The organism is Pseudokineococcus lusitanus (assembly GCF_003751265.1).
Lineage (GTDB): Bacteria > Actinomycetota > Actinomycetes > Actinomycetales > Quadrisphaeraceae > Pseudokineococcus > Pseudokineococcus lusitanus.
The window spans coordinates 267,121-282,673 of record NZ_RJKN01000006.1; the positions used below are offsets into that span (position 1 = coordinate 267,121).

Genomic DNA, 15,553 nt, shown 5'->3' on the forward strand with positions numbered 1-15,553 from the left:
CTCGGGCGGTGCCCGCTGACGCCGTCCCCGCGCCCGAGCCGGTGCCCGCCCCCGCCGTCGCCGCGGCGGTCGACGCCGCCCGCGACGAGGCCGTCGCGGCGCTCCTCGCCTTCGCCCCCGACGCGGTGGAGCTGGGCCGCCGCTTCGCCGAGGCCGGCCACACGCTGGCCCTCGTGGGCGGGCCCGTGCGGGACGCGCTCCTCGGCCGGCTCGGCGCCGCCGCCACGACCGACCTCGACCTCACGACGAGCGCACGGCCCGAGGAGTCGGCCCGTCTCGTCGGGCGCTGGGGCGAGGCCGCGTGGGACGTGGGCGCCGCCTTCGGGACGGTCGGCGGGCGCCGCGGGGACGTCGTCGTCGAGGTGACGACGTACCGCACCGACCTCTACGACCGCGTCTCCCGCAAGCCTGCTGTCGAGTTCGGCGACTCCCTCGACGCCGACCTCGTCCGCCGCGACTTCACCGTCAACGCCATGGCCGTGACGCTGCCGGACGGGGCCTTCGTCGACCCCTGCGGCGGCCTGCGCGACCTGGCCCACCACGTGCTCCACACGCCGCGCGCGCCGGAGGAGTCCTTCGCCGACGACCCGCTGCGGATGATGCGGGCGGCCCGGTTCAGCTCGACCCTGGGGCTGCGGGTGGCGCCCGCCGTCGTCGAGGCCATGACGGCCATGGCCGACCGCATCACCATGGTCTCGGCGGAGCGCGTGCGGGTGGAGCTCGAGAAGCTGCTGCTGGGCGCGGACCCGCGGGCGGGGCTGGAGCTGCTCGTCGGCACCGGCCTCGCCGCGCACGTGCTGCCCGAGCTCCCGGCGCTGCAGCTCGAGGTCGACGAGCACCACCGCCACAAGGACGTCTACGAGCACACCCTCACCGTGCTCGAGCAGGCGATGGCGCTCGAGGACGGCCCCGACGGCGACGTCCCGGGCCCCGACCTCGTCCTGCGCCTCGCCGCGCTCCTCCACGACGTCGGCAAGCCGGCCACCCGCCGCTTCGAGCCGGGCGGCGGCGTGAGCTTCCACCACCACGAGGTGGTCGGCGCCAAGATGACGACGAAGCGGATGCGGGCGCTGCGGTTCGACACCGCCACGACGAAGCAGGTCGCGCGCCTCGTCGAGCTGCACCTGCGCTTCCACGGCTTCTCGGGCGGCGAGTGGACCGACTCGGCGGTGCGTCGCTACGTCACCGACGCCGGGCCGCTGCTGCCCCGGCTGCATCGGCTCACGCGCTCGGACTCCACGACGCGCAACCAGCGCAAGGCCGCCCGGCTCTCCGCCTCCTACGACGCGCTGGAGCGGCGCATCGAGGAGCTCACCGCCGCCGAGGAGCTCGCGGCCGTGCGCCCCGACCTCGACGGCGAGCAGATCATGGCCGCCCTCGGCGTCCCGCCCGGCCGGGTCGTGGGCCGCGCGTACCGGCACCTGCTCGAGCTGCGGCTGGACCGCGGGCCGCTCGGCGAGGACGCCGCCCGCGCCGAGCTCCTCGCGTGGTGGGCGGAGCAGCCGGAGGCGTCCGAGGGCTGAGGTCCTCCCCGCCGACCTGCACAGGTCGGCGCCGTGGTGTGTCGTCGCAGGTCAGGGGCGCGGAGGTCGCGCGACGGCCGACCTGTGCAGGTCGGCCGGCGTCAGCCGCGCTCGCGGACGAGCCGCAGGACGACGTCGAGGTTCACGAGCAGGAGGAAGAGCCCGGCGAGGGCGGACAGCCCGCCGACGACGTGGAGGAGCACCCCGAGCTGGATCACCGTCCAGGCGCCCACGGTTCCGCTGACCCACAGCAGGAAGAGCCCGCCGACGAGGAGGACCGGTCCGCCACCGCGGTGCCGGGACGTCCGGGACGCTCGGGTCGGCCGCTCTGGCGCGCGCTCGTAGCGCCCGTCGCCGAGGGAGAGGTGCTGCTGTCGCTCGTCCACCCGCGCAGCGTGCCGGACGGCCGCCCGCGGGGGTGCCGGAACGGGTGGACCCCCGGCCTCGTGGGAACGGGTGTGACCCGGTCGGCCGCAGGGCCGAGGATCGCGGGGTGCACCCCCTGGCCACCCGCCGCCGGTCCCAGCCCGCGCCGCCGTGGGCGGTGGTCGAGGCCCTCGTGCGCCCGGACGGCGACCCCGCGCGGCCGTGGCTGCTGCTGCAGCCCGGCGAGGTCCGGCCGCTCGTCCTCGAGGCGGGGCCCGCGCACGTCCTGTGGTCCTCGCCCTGGCCCGGCCGGCCGGGCCTGCGGGTCCGGCTCGACGTCACCGCCCGAGCCGACGGCGCGGACGGTGCCGACCTGCGGTGGACCCTGCTGGGTGAGGCGCCGCTGCCGCTCGACGAGGTCCGCCCGCTGCGCCGTCGTCTCGACGAGCTGCTCAACCGCGACCTGCGGCAGTCCTTCGACCAGTAGCCGGTCGAGCGCCCCGGCGATGTTTCACGTGGAGCGGCGCCGGGCGGCAGGGGACGGTCGGCCGCCGCCCGCGTCGTGCCCGGTCACGGCTCGACGCCCCCGTGGGGACCGACCAACCCCTGTTGCCCGGAGTCGTCGGGCGTCAGGCGGTCGGCGCGCCCGCCGCCGGGGCCACCGGACGACCGTCCACCCGCGCGAGCAGCACCGCGGTGGACAGCAGGAGCACCGCGAGCGGGAGCAGGAGCGAGGTCACCGCGGCGTCGGACGGCCCCGGCGGCAGGAGGAGCGCGGCGGCCAGGGCCCCCAGCACCGTCGCGGCGTTGAAGACGGCGTCGTGGACGGCCACGAGCCGGCCCCGGTGGTCGGGGCCCGCGCCGCCGAGGACGAGCGCGTCGACGCAGATCTTGAGGGCCTGCCCCGCGCCGCCGAGGACGAGGCCTCCGGCCACGAGCGCCCCGAGCGCGAGGGCCGGCACCGCGAGCGCCGCGGCGAGGGCCGCGGCGGCGAGCCCGGCGACGACGAGGCAGCCGGCGCCCCAGCGGGCCGGTCCGGTGCGGGCGGCGCCGCCCGGCGTCGTGACGACGGCGAGCACCACCCCGCCGGACGCCGCGCCCAGCGCCAGGCCGGTGAGGGCCAGGGCCTCGTCGGCACCGGCGGGCGTGCCGGGGTCGGTGAGCCGCGTACGCGTGACGACGACGACGAGGACGAGCAGGACGCCCGCGGCGGCCCGGGAGGCGGCCAGCCCCGCCATGGCGCGCGCCGCCACCGGGCGTGCCCGCAGGTGGCGGAGGCCGTCGAGGAGGTCGCGGCCCGCCGCCCCGAGCGCGGCGCCCGGCCCGGGGGCCCCGCCCGTCGGGGCGAGGTGCCCGCCGCCGAGGGCGCCCGCCGGCAGCCGGAGCGCGGCGAGGACCGAGCCGACGACGGCGGCGGCCGCCAGCCCCAGCACGGCGGCGTCCCCGCCGCCGGCGAGGCGCACGGCCGCGCCGGCCGCCGCACCCGCCCCGAGCGCGAGCGTCCCGACGGTCGGGACGACGGAGGAGGCGAGCACGAGGTCGCGCGGCTCGACGACCGCCGGCAGGCCGCTGCCGAGGGCGGCGAGCACGAGGCGGTTGACGGACAGGCACACGAGGACGGCGGGCACGAGGAGCACCTCGCCCGCCGTGCCCGGGGCGGCCCCGCCCACCCCGACGAGCAGCGCCGTGCCCGCGACCGCCGCGGCGCGCAGGGCTCCGGCGAGCACGAGGACCGAGCGCCGGGGCCAGCGGTCGAGCACCGTCCCCACGAGGGGCCCGACGAGCGTGTACGGCAGGAGGACCAGCGCGAGGAGCGCGACGACGGCGCCCGCCGAGGGTGCGCGCTCCGGGGCGAAGAGCAGGAGGCCGGCGAGGCCGAGCTGGAAGGCGCCGTCGCCGGACTGGGACAGCAGGCGGACGAGCAGCAGACGTCGCAGGCCCCGCCCCCGCAGCAGCCGCGGCAGCGCCCCGAGCCCGGAGGTCCGCTCCCCGGCCGCGGTCGCCGTCGTCGCGCCCGGGCGACCCGCGGCGCCCGGCGCGCCGGGGCCGCCGCCCGGGTCCGGACGAGGGCCGTCGGCGGGGGCGTCCACGCGCCCATCCTCGCGCCGGCGGGCGCCGGGCGGGCGGCCCGGCCCGGCGGCGTCCAGGCACCGCCCAGCGTCGGCGCGCATACTGGCTCGCGGCCGGTGGCCGTGGTAGAGCCCCCGGCGGCCGCCACGGCAGCACCTCGCGGCCCGACGGGCACGCCCGGCCGACCCCTCACGGAGGCCGCGGCGCTGCCGATGGCACCCGTACGACGGCACCCCGCAGCAGCGGCGCGGCACCCCGCGGCAGCACCGGGCACCCGCCCCGCGCGCAGCAGCACGACGACGCAGAGGAAGAAGGACCGTGGCAGCAGGCTCCCGACCGACGAGCGCCCCCCGGGGCGGGGGCGCCGCGCGCCCGCGCCGCTCCGTCGCCAAGCGGATCGCCCTCGTCCTCGGCGGGCTGGTCGTCGTCGGCGGCGCCCTCGGCGTCGCCGGCTTCGCCTACGGCTACGCGTCCACCGACGTCCCGGAGCCCACCGAGCTCGGCCAGAAGGCCACGACGACCGTCTTCTACTCCGACGGGACGACGCAGCTCGGCCAGTTCGCCGACGTCAACCGGACGCCCGTCGAGACGGCGGCCATCCCCGAGGTGATGCGCCAGGCGGTCATCGCCGCCGAGGACCGCAGCTTCTACGAGAACCGGGGCGTCTCGCCGTCGAGCATCGCCCGCGCCTTCGTCTCCAACCTCCGCGGCAACGCGACGCAGGGCGGGTCGACGATCACGCAGCAGTACGTGAAGAACTACTACACCGGTGACGACACGCAGTCCCTCGAGCGCAAGGTCCGCGAGGCGTTCATCGCGCTCAAGGTCGACCAGCAGCTCGACAAGGAGCAGATCCTCACCGACTACCTCAACACCATCTACTTCGGCCGCGGCGCCTACGGCGTGCAGGAGGCGGCGCAGGCGTACTTCGGCGTCGACGTCGAGCAGCTCGACGCCTCGCAGGCGGCGCTGCTGGCGGGCGTCGTGCCGGCCCCGTCGGCCTACGACCCGGCCGTCGACCCCGCCGCCGCCGAGCGCCGCTGGGACTACGTCGTCGGCGGCATGGTCGAGACGGGCGCCCTCACGCAGGCCGAGCGGGACGCCCTCGCCTTCCCGGAGACGGTGCAGCAGGAGGCGGACGAGGTCTACGCGGGCCCCGACGGGTACCTCCTCCAGGCGGTGCGCGACGAGCTGACGACGCGCGGCGCCTTCACGGCCGACGAGCTCGACGGCGGCGGCCTCACCATCACGACGACCTTCGACGTCGCGATGCAGGAGGACGCCGTCGCGGCCATGGAGGACGAGGACGCGTTCCCCGTCGAGGACCGGCCGGAGGGCGTGCTCGGCTCGCTCGTGTCGATCGACCCCGCCGACGGTGCGGTGAAGGCCCTGTACGGCGGGGCCGACTACCTCCAGCGGCAGGTCAACGGGGCCACGCAGGACAAGATGCAGGCCGGGTCGACCTTCAAGCCGTTCGCGCTCGTGGCGGGGCTCGAGGAGGGGATCAGCCTGCGGACCCGGTACAACGGCAACGACAGCGCCACCTTCGAGAACGGCTACGGGCCGGGCAACTTCGGCGGCGAGAGCTACGGGCGGCAGAACCTCGTCGAGGCGACGGTCACGTCGACCAACACCGTCTACGTCGGCCTCAACGAGGACGTGGGACCCGAGGCGACGGCGGACGCCGCCGTGCGGGCGGGCCTCCCCGAGACCACGGCGGGTCTCTTCCCGGCGTACCCCTCCAACGTCCTCGGCACGGCGTCGCCGACGGTGCTCGACATGGCGCACGCCTACTCCACCTTCGCGGCGCAGGGCGTGCGCACGACGCCCCACGTCGTCGCCGAGGTCCGGCAGGCCGACCAGGTCGTCTACCCGGGCGGTCCGCCGGCGTCGGAGCGCGTCTTCGACGAGGACGTCATGGCCGACACCACCTACGCCCTCGAGCAGGTCGTCGAGGACGGCTCCGTCCGTCGCACCATCGACCTCGACCGGCCCACGGCCGGCAAGACGGGCACCTCCAACGAGGCGAAGTCCGCGTGGTTCGTCGGCTACGTGCCCCAGCTGGCGACCGCTGTCGCGATCTACTCGACGGACAACGAGGGCATGGACCGCTGGGACAGCGGCAACCGCGGCCGCGCCGTCACGGGCAGCAGCTACCCCGCCGCGATCTGGCAGGAGTACATGGAGGCCGCCACCGACGGCATGGAGGTGCTCGACTTCCCCGAGCGCGCCGACGTCGGCTCGACGAACGGCCGCTCCTCCTCGGACGACGACGACGAGGACGACGACGAGCCGCAGGAGGAGCGCACCGTGCTCCCGCCGGCCCCCGAGCCGACGGCGTCGACGCCGGCCCCGACGCCCAGCGAGACCGAGGAGCCGACGCCTCCGCCCTCCGAGCCGCCGGCGACCACCGAGGCCCCCGCGCCGTCGCCCAGCGCCACGCCCGAGGACGACCCGGAGCCGACCGAGCCGGCCGAGCCCGCCGAGCCGGCCCGGCCCACCGAGCCGGGCGACCGCGGCGACGGCCGCGGCGAGGGCCCCGGCGGCGGGGACCCGGGCGACCCCGGCGACGAGGAGCCGGACGCCGCGCCCGCGCCCGCCGCGGCGCGCGAGCCCGACGGCGCCCCGATCGGCTGACGCCTGCGCGCGACGGCTGCGACACTCGCCCGCGTGAGCCCGCAGGTCCCCGCCGACGACGGCGCCCGCCGCGCCGTCCGGCCCGGCCGCGCGGCCGACGTCGGGCACCGCGACGCCGACGAGCTCGACGGCGCGGACGCGCCCGTCGTCCTGCCGACGCGGGAGGACCCGCTCGCCGCGGCGGCGTCCGCCGTCGTCGGGGGGCCCGCCGGCCGGCGCGCGCGCCCGGGCCGGGACCCGCTGCGCGCGGTGCTCGTCGCCGGCACCGCGCTGGGGCTCGCCGTCCTCGCCGCGGCCGTGGTCCTGCGCGACTACTGCCGCGGCACGGTGTGGAGCACGCCCGAGCGCTTCCTCCACGCCTGCTACAGCGACGTCCCGACCATCTGGTCGTCGGGCTACCTCGACCGGGTCGTGCCCTACCTCGAGCGGTTCGGCGCCCCCGGCACGGGGGGGACGTACCTCGACGCCCCCTTCGGCCAGGGCTGGCTCCTCTGGGGCCTCGGCCGCCTCGCCGGGGAGGGGGCCACGGCCACCGACGTCTTCGACCTCACGGTGCTGCTCGGCGCCGTCGCGCTCGTGCTGCTCGTGGCCGCGACCGCCCGTGTGGCCGGGCGCCGGCCGTGGGACGCCCTCCTCGTCGCCGGGTCGCCCGTCGTCCTCTGCTGCGCGCTCGTGGGGACGACGCTGCTCCCGGCCGCCCTCGTCGTGGGGGCGCTGTGGGCCACCTCGCGCGGGCGCGCCGTGACGTCCGGCGTCCTCCTGGGGCTGGCCACGCTGCTGTGGCAGCCGGCCTTCGTCGTCGTCGTCGCGCTGCTCCTCGTCCGGCTGCGGCGGCGCCGGGACGCGACGCCGGCCGACGACGGGGCGGCGTCGGCCGTCGCCGGGCCGGGCGACGACATCGACGAGGAGCAGCGGCCGGCCGCGCCCGTCGTCGTCGACGCCGGGGTGCGGACGGCGCTCGCGGCGCTCGTCGTGTGGGTCGTGGGCGGGCTGCCCGTGCTCGTCGACAACTCCTCCGTCTGGCTCGGCGCCGTGACGGCCCGGGTCGTCAACGGGCCCGGGTACGGCTCGGTGTGGCTGCTCGGCCGGCTGCTCGACGTCCCGACGTCGGTCGCCGCCACGACGGCGACCTCGCTCCTGCTCGCGGTCGCGGGCGTCGCCGCCGTGGCGCTCCTCGTCCTCCGCGCCCCCCGGGCGCCCCGGCTGCCCGTCGTGGCGCTGCTGCTCGTGCTCGTCGTCCTCCTCACGGCCCCGGCGCTGCCGCCGCAGGCGGCCGTCGTCGTGCTGCCGCTGGCGGCCCTCTCGCTGCCGCGGTGGCGCCTGCTCCTCGCGTGGGGCGTGGTCGAGGCGGCGGCCGCCACCGGGACGTGGCTGTACCTCTACGGCCTCGAGGTGCCGGAGCGGGGGCTGCCGGAGTGGGGCTACGCCGTCGTGCTCGTGGCCCGTCTCGTCGCGCTCGTCGTCCTGGGGCTGAGGGCGGTCGACATCACGCTCCACCCGGGGCGGGACGTCGTCCGGCGCCCCGCTGTCGAGGGCGGGCCGGGCGCCGACGACCCGGCGCTGCCCGACGACGAGGTCGACGACGCCGTCGGCCGTGCGGGCCGCCACGGGGCGACCGCCCCGCCGGACGACGCCGCGACCGCCCGCACGGGGGCCTGACGCCCCTCGGGCGGTACGGCCCGTCGTCCGCGTCGACTACCCTGGGCCCGCTCGACCGCCGTCCCGCCGTGCCCCGTGCCCGGTCGGAGCGGAGGTCGTGACGCCGACACCCTCCTGCCACGGAGAGACCGTGGCCGCCTGAGACCAGAGGAGGTGGGTACTCGCATGCGTCACTACGAGATGATGATCATCCTCGACGCGGACCTCGAGGAGCGCACCGTCGCCCCGTCGCTGGACAAGTTCCTCGACGTCGTCCGCCGCGGTGGTGGCTCCGTCGACAAGGTCGACATCTGGGGCAAGCGCCGCCTGGCCTACGAGATCGACAAGAAGGCCGAGGGCATCTACGCCGTCGTCGACATGAAGGCCGAGCCGGCCGTCGCGAAGGAGCTCGACCGCCAGCTCAACCTCAACGAGTCGGTCCTGCGGACCAAGCTCGTCCGGCCCGAGCTGCACTGACGCCCCGACCGGGCACCGCCTGTGGACGAGCCGTCCGCGGCGTCGGTGCCCGCGTCTAGCGTCCGAGCCGCTCGCGCCACCCGCCCGAGCCCTGCACGTCGCCACCCGGCGGCGCGCGGGCAGTGCACGTCCCGCTGAGGAGGAGCCATGGCAGGCGAGACCCAGATCACCCTGGTCGGAAACCTGACCGCCGACCCCGAGCTGCGCTTCACCCCCTCGGGGGCGGCCGTGGCCAACTTCACCGTCGCCTCCACGCCCCGGCAGTTCGACCGCCAGAGCAACGAGTGGAAGGACGGCGAGACGCTGTTCATGCGCTGCTCGATCTGGCGCGAGGCGGCCGAGAACGTCGCCGAGTCGCTCGGCAAGGGGCAGCGGGTCATCGTCACCGGCCGCCTCGTCTCCCGGTCGTACCAGACCAAGGAGGGCGAGAACCGCACCGTCAACGAGCTGCAGGCCGACGAGGTCGGCCCGTCGCTCCGCTACGCCACGGCCAAGGCCCAGCGCACGCAGCGCGGGGGCGGCGGCGGTGGCTTCGGCGGCGGGGGCGGCCAGCAGCAGGGCGGTGGCGGCGGCTACGGCGGCGGCCAGCAGCAGGGCGGCGGCCAGTCCGGCGGCGGCTACGGGCAGGACGACCCCTGGGCCACGGCCCCGGCGTCCGGCGGAGGCCAGTCCTCCGGCGGCGGCGGTGGTGGCGGCTGGGGCGGCGGCCAGAGCGACGAGCCCCCCTTCTGACCTGATGCACCTGGCGGCCCGGCCCCCACGGGCCGGCCGCCGCACCACCGCGGACCCCGCACGACCCCGTCGGCGCGGGGCGTCCGCACCCCCGACCGGCCCCCGGCCGGTCCCCACACCCATCCCGGGCCCTCGGCAGGGCCCGGGCTCCGAGCACGAGGAGCTCCACGATGGCCAAGCCGGCGATCCGCAAGCCCAAGAAGAAGTCCAACCCGCTCAAGGCGGCCAAGGTCAGCTACATCGACTACAAGGACACCGCCCTGCTGCGGAAGTTCATCTCCGACCGCGGCAAGATCCGCGCGCGTCGCGTGACGGGCATCTCGGTCCAGCAGCAGCGTCAGGTGGCCAAGGCCGTCAAGAGCGCGCGCGAGATGGCGCTGCTGCCCTACAGCAGCTCCGCCCGCTGAGGAGGGGGAACGAGATGAAGCTCATCCTGACCCAGGAGGTCTCGGGCCTCGGTTCCGCCGGGGAGGTCGTCGAGGTCAAGGACGGCTACGGCCGGAACTTCCTGCTCCCGCGCAGCCTGGCCACGCCGTGGACCAAGGGCGGCCAGAAGCAGGTCGACGACATCCAGCGCGCGCGCCGCAAGCGCGAGATCGCGTCGGTCGAGGAGGCGCAGTCCCTGCGCGCCTCCCTCCAGGAGACGCCGGTGCGTCTCGCCGCCAACGCCGGCCAGGGCGGGCGCCTCTTCGGCGCCATCACCCCGGCCGACGTCGCCGAGGCCGTCCAGGCCTCGACCGGCAAGGACATCGACCGCCGCAAGGTCGAGATCGGCCGTCCGATCAAGGCCCTCGGCACCTACACGGTGACCGTCCGTCTCCACCCGGACGTGCAGGCCAGCCTCGACGTCGAGGTCGTCCCCTCGGCCTGACGCCGTCCGCCCCGACGCCCCCCTCGCCCCCGGCGAGGGGGGCGTCGTGCGTCCGGGGCCGCCGGGCCCGGGCGCCGTCGAGGCGTCCGCCCGCCGACGGGCTCGGCGGGCCCACGGGGCTCAGCGGGCAGGTGGGCTCAGCGGGCGCGCACGGCCCCGGTGACGGCCCAGGCGTCGCCGCGCGCGCGCCGGCCGAGCGTGACCGTGCGGGCGAGCATGTAGCCGCCTGCGAAGGCTGCCCACAGCCACACGAGCCCGGCGGTGCCGCGAGGTGCCCAGACGACGACGGCGCCGACGAGCGGGAGGTAGGCGGCGAGCGTCACGACGCCCGCGGCCGCGAGGTAGCGGCCGTCGCCGGCGCCGATGAGGACGCCGTCGAGGACGAAGACGTAGGCGGCCAGGGGCTGCGCCAGCGCCACGACGAGGAGGGCCGCGACGATCCCGGCCCGCACGCCCTCGTCGGGCGAGAAGAGCGGGGCGAGCACGCCGCGGCCGAGGAGGACGACGAGCCCGCTGACGACGCCGAGGACGGCGCCCCAGCCGAGCAGGCGCCGCAGCACCGCGTGGGTGCCCGCGACGTCGCCCGCGCCGAGGGTGCGCCCCGTGAGCGCCTGGCCGGCGATGGCCAGGGCGTCGAGGCCGAGGGCCAGCGCCGTCCACACCGTGGCGACGACCTGGTGCGCCGCCAGCGCGGTGTCGCCGGAGCGGGCGGCGGCCACGGTCGTCACGACGACGGCGGCCCGCAGCGTGAGGGTGCGCAGCAGCAGGGGCGTGCCGTCCCGGGCCGACCGGAGCACCCCGGCGCCGCCCGGCCGCAGCGCCACGCCGTGCCGCCGCGCGCCCCGGGCCACGACGACGGCCAGGGCCACGCCCATCCCGAGCTGCGCGACCGACGACCCCAGCCCGCTGCCCGCGATGCCGAGGGCCGGCACGGGGCCGAGGCCGTGGACGAGCACGAGGTTGAGGGGCACGTTGGCCGCCGCGCCGCAGACCGCGACGACGAGCGGCGTCCGGGTGTCCTGCAGCCCCCGGAGCACGCCCGTGGCGGCGAGGACGACGAGCATCGCGGGCAGGCCGGGGAGCGAGGCGCGCAGGTAGGCGGCGGACGCGTCGGCGACGTCGGGGCCCGCGCCCAGGGCCACGGACAGGGTGCGGGCGACGGGCCACAGCACCGCCGCGGTGACGACGCCGAGGCCGACGGCCAGCCACAGCCCGTCGACGCCCTGGCGCAGCGCCGCGGGGACGTCGCCGGCGCCCAGCTGCCGGGCGACGGCGGCCGTCGTCGCGTAGGCGAGGAAGACGAAGACGCCGACGGCCGTCAGCAGCACGGTCCCCGCGATGCCGAGCCCGGCCAGCGGGACGACGCCGAGCCGGCCCACGATCGCCGAGTCGGCGAGGAGGAAGAGCGGCTCGGCGAGGAGCGCCGCGAAGGCGGGCACGGCCAGCCGGGCGACCTCGCGGTCGAGCGGGCGGGGCCCCAGCCGGCGGACGGCGGCGCCGAGGGAGGACCGGGCGGGCACGGGCGGATCGTGCCACCGCCCGCGCGGACGGCGTCCCGCGGGACTCAGGCGTCGACGAGCGCGGGGCGGCGCACCTGGTCCTCGAGCACGGACGGCCGGCACGCGACGACGCCGGCGCCGAGGAGCACCGCGAGGCTGACGAAGAGCACGGCGAAGGGGGCGCCCCACCCGTCCGTCGTCGTGCGCAGCAGCCCCACGCCGAGGGGGCCGATGCTCGCGACCGCGTAGCCCAGGCCCTGCATCGCGCCGGACAGCACGGTGGAGCCCGTCGTCGTCCGGGTGCGGGCGTTGACGAGGGTGAGGCACAGCGGGAACGTGCTGACCCCGAGGCCGAGGGCGACCACCCACGCGACGGCGCCCGCGGCGGGCGCCACGAGGAGGCCGACGTAGCCCACCGCCATGAGGGCCGTGCACACGGCGACGACCGGGAAGGGGTTGCGCAGGCGGATCGCCAGCGGCGGCACGACGAAGGCGGCGGGCAGCCCGAGCACGGAGAAGAGGGCGAGCAGCGCCCCGCCCGAGGCCGGGTCGGCGCCGGCGTCGACGAGCACCGACGGCAGCCACGTGAAGATCGCGTGCACGTTGAGGCTCGTCATCCCCATCATGAGGACGAGCGACCACAGCAGCGGCGTCCGCCAGGCCCCCTCGAGGCGGGCCGGGGCGGGGACCGCCGTGGTGGTCGGGCCCGCGGCGTCCGCCCGGTCGGTCCGGGCGGCCCGGGCGGCCACGACGACCCAGAGGACGACGGCGACGCCCGTGGGGACGGCCCACAGGCCCACCGCCCAGCGCCACCCGGCGGCCACCGCCACCGGCAGGGCGAGCAGCGGGGCGACGAACTGCCCCACCTGCAGCAGCGCGATGTAGAGGGAGCTCACCGCCTTGAGGTGGTCGGAGAAGTAGCGCTTGACGAGCGGGATGACGAGGACGTTCGACAGCCCGATGCCCGCGACCGCGACGACGGTGGACGCGACGAGGGCGGCGGTGCCCGGCGAGAGCGCCCGCAGCGTCACGCCCGCGGTCGTCAGCGCGACGGCGACCGCGACGGCGCGCTCGAGCCCCGTGCGGCGGACGAGGGGGGCCGACAGCAGCCCGAGGACGGCGAAGCCCGCCGTGACCGTGGTGCCGAGCACGCCGTAGAGGCCGGGGCCGAAGCCGAGGTCGGCGCCGACGACGTCGAGCAGCGGGGTGAAGCCCGTGACGGCGGTGCGTAGGTTCAGCGCGGTCAGGGCGACGGCCAGGAGCGGCAGCGCCCTCGCGCCCGTGGTGTGCGGCATGTCGGCCCCAGAGATCGGATGATGGGATGAATGAGGCCCAGGGTAGGGGCGCGCCGGTGCGGAAGGCGCCGGGCGTCACCGACGCGGTGACGGCGCGCTTCCACGAGGCCATCGCCTCGGGCGAGTGGCCCGTCGGCCGGCGCATCCCCGTGGAGGCCGAGCTCATGCGGTGGGTGGGCGCGGGGCGCAACACCGTCCGCGAGGCGGTCCAGTCGCTCGTCCAGGCCGGCCTCGTGCGCCGCGAGCAGGGGCGCGGCACCTTCGTCATCGCCCGCTCCGAGCTCGTGCGGTCGCTCACCCGTCGGGCCACGCGGGCCAGCCGGCGCGACGTCCTCGAGCTCCGCACGGCGCTCGACGGCGCCGCCTCCGCCATCGCGGCGGGCCGGCGCGACGCGGAGGACGTCGCCGCGCTGGAGGCCGCCCTCGCCGCGCGGGCGCGCACGTGGGCGGCGGCGGACCGCACGGCGCGCGTGGAGGCCGACGTCGCGCTGCACCGCGCCGTCGTGGCGGCCACGCACAACGAGCTGCTCGCCGAGCTCTACGACGGCCTGGTCCCCCTCTACGCCGAGACGCTGGCCGACGACGTCGACCACGAGCACGACCCGCACGCCGCGGAGCACGAGCAGCTGGTGCGCGCCGTCGTCGACGGCGACGGGGCGGGGGCGCGCGCCGCCGTCACGGCGATGCTCCAGCCGCTCATCGACGACCTCCCCGCCTGAGCGGCGCGCGGACCGGGCGCCGCCGGGCCCGTCACGGCCCCGGACACCCGCTGTCCACGCCTCGGACACCTGCCGGTCGGATGTCCGTCCACACCCGGTGCACGACGTCGGCGCTGGTCACCGGGCCTGTGCTCCGCGTCACGTCCCCAGGTGTCCACAGGCTTGTCCACCACGTGTGGACGGCGCGCCGTCGTTCTCCACAGGTGTGCACAGCGCTGTGCACAGGGGGTGTGGGCGACGGGTTCGACCGTCGTCGGTGGCCACCCCTACCGTCCGGGCGCAGGGGTCGGGGGCGTGCTCGTCGCCCGGTGCGGGACCGACGGAGGGGCAGGGCATGAGCCTGGCGGAGATGGACCGGTCGGTGGCCGACGAGCCGCCGCGCGAGGAGCTGGGGCGCAAGCCCCCGCAGGACGTCGCGGCGGAGCAGGGCGTCCTCGGCGGGATGATGCTGAGCAAGGACGCCATCGCCGACGTCGTCGAGGTGATCCGCGGCAACGACTTCTACCGCCCGGACCACGAGAGCATCTACGACGCCGTCACCGACCTCTACGGGCGCGGCGAGCCGGCGGACGCCGTCACGGTCGCCGCCGAGCTCAACCGGCGGGGCGACCTCGGCCGGGTGGGCGGCGCCGCCTACCTCCACACCCTCATCGCGTCGGTGCCGACGGCCGCGAACGCCGGCTACTACGCCGAGATCGTCCGCGAGCGGGCCGTCCTGCGCCGCCTCGTCGAGGCCGGCACGCGGATCGTCCAGCTCGGCTACGCGGCGGGCGGCGGGGACGTCGACGGCATCGTCGACGCGGCGCAGGCGGAGGTCTACAAGGTCACCGAGCGGCGCAGCAGCGAGGACTACCTGCCCATCGCCGACATCATCGAGGGCACGATCGACGAGATCGAGGCCTCGAGCCACCGCGGCGAGGGCATGGTCGGCGTCCCCACGGGCTTCGCCGACCTCGACCAGCTGACGAACGGTCTCCACGCGGGCCAGATGATCGTCATCGCCGCCCGCCCCGCCATCGGCAAGTCGACCGTCGGGCTCGACATCGCACGGTCCGCGTCCATCAAGAACGGCCTGCCGTCCGTCGTCTTCTCCCTGGAGATGAGCCGCAACGAGATCACCATGCGCCTGCTGTCGGCCGAGGCCACGGTCTCGCTGCAGCACATGCGCAAGGGGACGATGCGCGAGGAGGACTGGACCCGGCTCGCGCGGACCATGGGCAAGGTCAGCGAGGCGCCGCTGTTCATCGACGACTCGCCCAACATGTCGCTCATGGAGATCCGGTCCAAGTGCCGGCGCCTCAAGCAGCGGCACGGGCTCAAGCTCGTCGTCATCGACTACCTGCAGCTCATGAGCTCGGGCAAGCGCGTCGAGAGCCGCCAGCAGGAGGTCTCGGAGTTCTCCCGTGCGCTCAAGCTGCTCGCCAAGGAGCTCGAGGTGCCGGTCATCGCCATCTCGCAGCTCAACCGTGGTCCCGAGCAGCGCACCGACAAGCGGCCCGCCATGTCCGACCTCCGCGAGTCCGGCTCCATCGAGCAGGACGCCGACATGGTGATCCTCCTGCACCGCGAGGACGCCTACGAGCGCGAGTCCCCCCGCGCCGGCGAGGCCGACCTCATCGTCGCCAAGCACCGCAACGGGCCCACCGACACCATCACCGTGGCGTTCCAGGGCCACTACTCCCGCTTCGTCGACATGGCGCAGGGCGGCTGACCCGACGGCCGGGCC

The 15,553-nt window shown here is 76.8% G+C and carries 14 protein-coding genes; 10 read left to right on the plus strand and 4 right to left on the minus strand.

The window, feature by feature from the left end; all coding sequences use genetic code 11:
• The first annotated feature begins 41 nt into the window (after positions 1–41).
• Positions 42–1,523 carry a CCA tRNA nucleotidyltransferase gene (locus EDC03_RS12745; protein ID WP_123380703.1) on the plus strand — a complete coding sequence of 494 codons (1,482 nt, stop codon included), beginning with the start codon at positions 42–44 and terminating at the stop codon, positions 1,521–1,523.
• A gap of 101 nt (positions 1,524–1,624) precedes the next feature.
• On the opposite strand, the gene EDC03_RS12750 is transcribed toward EDC03_RS12745, so the two are convergent.
• Complete coding sequence (locus tag EDC03_RS12750; RefSeq protein WP_123380610.1) at positions 1,625–1,909, minus strand: hypothetical protein; 285 nt, start codon at positions 1,907–1,909, stop codon at positions 1,625–1,627.
• 107 nt (positions 1,910–2,016) lie between these two features.
• Here EDC03_RS12750 and EDC03_RS12755 point away from each other — a divergent pair, with 107 nt between their 5' ends.
• Complete coding sequence (locus EDC03_RS12755) at positions 2,017–2,376, plus strand: hypothetical protein (RefSeq protein WP_123380611.1); 360 nt, start codon at positions 2,017–2,019, stop codon at positions 2,374–2,376.
• A 142-nt stretch (positions 2,377–2,518) separates the two neighbouring features.
• Here EDC03_RS12755 and EDC03_RS12760 read toward each other — a convergent pair whose 3' ends face one another.
• Positions 2,519–3,979 carry an MFS transporter gene (locus tag EDC03_RS12760; RefSeq protein WP_123380612.1) on the minus strand — a complete coding sequence of 487 codons (1,461 nt, stop codon included), beginning with the start codon at positions 3,977–3,979 and terminating at the stop codon, positions 2,519–2,521.
• Positions 3,980–4,277: 298 nt separating this feature from the next.
• Between EDC03_RS12760 and EDC03_RS12765 the strand changes: the two genes are divergently transcribed.
• The 6 genes from EDC03_RS12765 (at position 4,278) to rplI (ending at position 10,314) form a co-directional block, all read left to right on the plus strand.
• Entirely contained in the window at positions 4,278–6,596 is a 2,319-nt protein-coding gene (locus tag EDC03_RS12765) for a transglycosylase domain-containing protein (RefSeq protein WP_199720225.1), read from the plus strand.
• A 33-nt stretch (positions 6,597–6,629) separates the two neighbouring features.
• Positions 6,630–8,255: a hypothetical protein gene (locus EDC03_RS17655; RefSeq protein ID WP_158674292.1), complete on the plus strand. Its 1,626-nt coding sequence runs from the start codon at positions 6,630–6,632 to the stop codon at positions 8,253–8,255.
• Positions 8,256–8,420: 165 nt separating this feature from the next.
• On the plus strand, positions 8,421–8,711 hold the full coding sequence (gene rpsF, locus EDC03_RS12775; protein ID WP_123380613.1) for a 30S ribosomal protein S6: 291 nt from the start codon (positions 8,421–8,423) through the stop codon (positions 8,709–8,711).
• A gap of 147 nt (positions 8,712–8,858) precedes the next feature.
• The gene (locus EDC03_RS12780) at positions 8,859–9,443 is read left to right on the plus strand and encodes a single-stranded DNA-binding protein (RefSeq protein WP_123380614.1); all 585 of its coding nucleotides are present in this window, start codon (positions 8,859–8,861) and stop codon (positions 9,441–9,443) included.
• A 170-nt stretch (positions 9,444–9,613) separates the two neighbouring features.
• Positions 9,614–9,850, plus strand: coding sequence for a 30S ribosomal protein S18 (rpsR, locus tag EDC03_RS12785; protein ID WP_123380615.1), 237 nt, complete (start codon positions 9,614–9,616; stop codon positions 9,848–9,850).
• A gap of 14 nt (positions 9,851–9,864) precedes the next feature.
• Entirely contained in the window at positions 9,865–10,314 is a 450-nt protein-coding gene (gene rplI, locus EDC03_RS12790) for a 50S ribosomal protein L9 (RefSeq protein ID WP_123380616.1), read from the plus strand.
• A 137-nt stretch (positions 10,315–10,451) separates the two neighbouring features.
• On the opposite strand, the gene EDC03_RS12795 is transcribed toward rplI, so the two are convergent.
• Both EDC03_RS12795 and EDC03_RS12800 read right to left on the minus strand, forming a co-directional pair.
• Positions 10,452–11,834: an MATE family efflux transporter gene (locus EDC03_RS12795; protein WP_123380617.1), complete on the minus strand. Its 1,383-nt coding sequence runs from the start codon at positions 11,832–11,834 to the stop codon at positions 10,452–10,454.
• A 44-nt stretch (positions 11,835–11,878) separates the two neighbouring features.
• Entirely contained in the window at positions 11,879–13,108 is a 1,230-nt protein-coding gene (locus tag EDC03_RS12800; protein ID WP_123380618.1) for an MFS transporter, read from the minus strand.
• A gap of 26 nt (positions 13,109–13,134) precedes the next feature.
• Here EDC03_RS12800 and EDC03_RS12805 point away from each other — a divergent pair, with 26 nt between their 5' ends.
• Both EDC03_RS12805 and dnaB read left to right on the plus strand, forming a co-directional pair.
• Positions 13,135–13,827: a FadR/GntR family transcriptional regulator gene (locus tag EDC03_RS12805; protein WP_123380619.1), complete on the plus strand. Its 693-nt coding sequence runs from the start codon at positions 13,135–13,137 to the stop codon at positions 13,825–13,827.
• A gap of 334 nt (positions 13,828–14,161) precedes the next feature.
• On the plus strand, positions 14,162–15,538 hold the full coding sequence (gene dnaB / locus EDC03_RS12810; protein WP_123380620.1) for a replicative DNA helicase: 1,377 nt from the start codon (positions 14,162–14,164) through the stop codon (positions 15,536–15,538).
• Positions 15,539–15,553 lie beyond the last annotated feature (15 nt).

Excerpts from the sequence above, each read along its gene's own strand:
- rpsF (WP_123380613.1), top strand. The coding sequence starts at position 8,421 with ATGCGTCACTACGAGATGATGATCATCCTCGACGCGGACCTCGAGGAG.
- EDC03_RS12780 (WP_123380614.1), top strand. The coding sequence starts at position 8,859 with ATGGCAGGCGAGACCCAGATCACCCTGGTCGGAAACCTGACCGCCGAC.
- rpsR (WP_123380615.1), top strand. The coding sequence starts at position 9,614 with ATGGCCAAGCCGGCGATCCGCAAGCCCAAGAAGAAGTCCAACCCGCTC.
- rplI (WP_123380616.1), top strand. The coding sequence starts at position 9,865 with ATGAAGCTCATCCTGACCCAGGAGGTCTCGGGCCTCGGTTCCGCCGGG.
- EDC03_RS12800 (WP_123380618.1), bottom strand. The coding sequence starts at position 13,108 with ATGCCGCACACCACGGGCGCGAGGGCGCTGCCGCTCCTGGCCGTCGCC.
- EDC03_RS12805 (WP_123380619.1), top strand. The coding sequence starts at position 13,135 with ATGAATGAGGCCCAGGGTAGGGGCGCGCCGGTGCGGAAGGCGCCGGGC.
- dnaB (WP_123380620.1), top strand. The coding sequence starts at position 14,162 with ATGAGCCTGGCGGAGATGGACCGGTCGGTGGCCGACGAGCCGCCGCGC.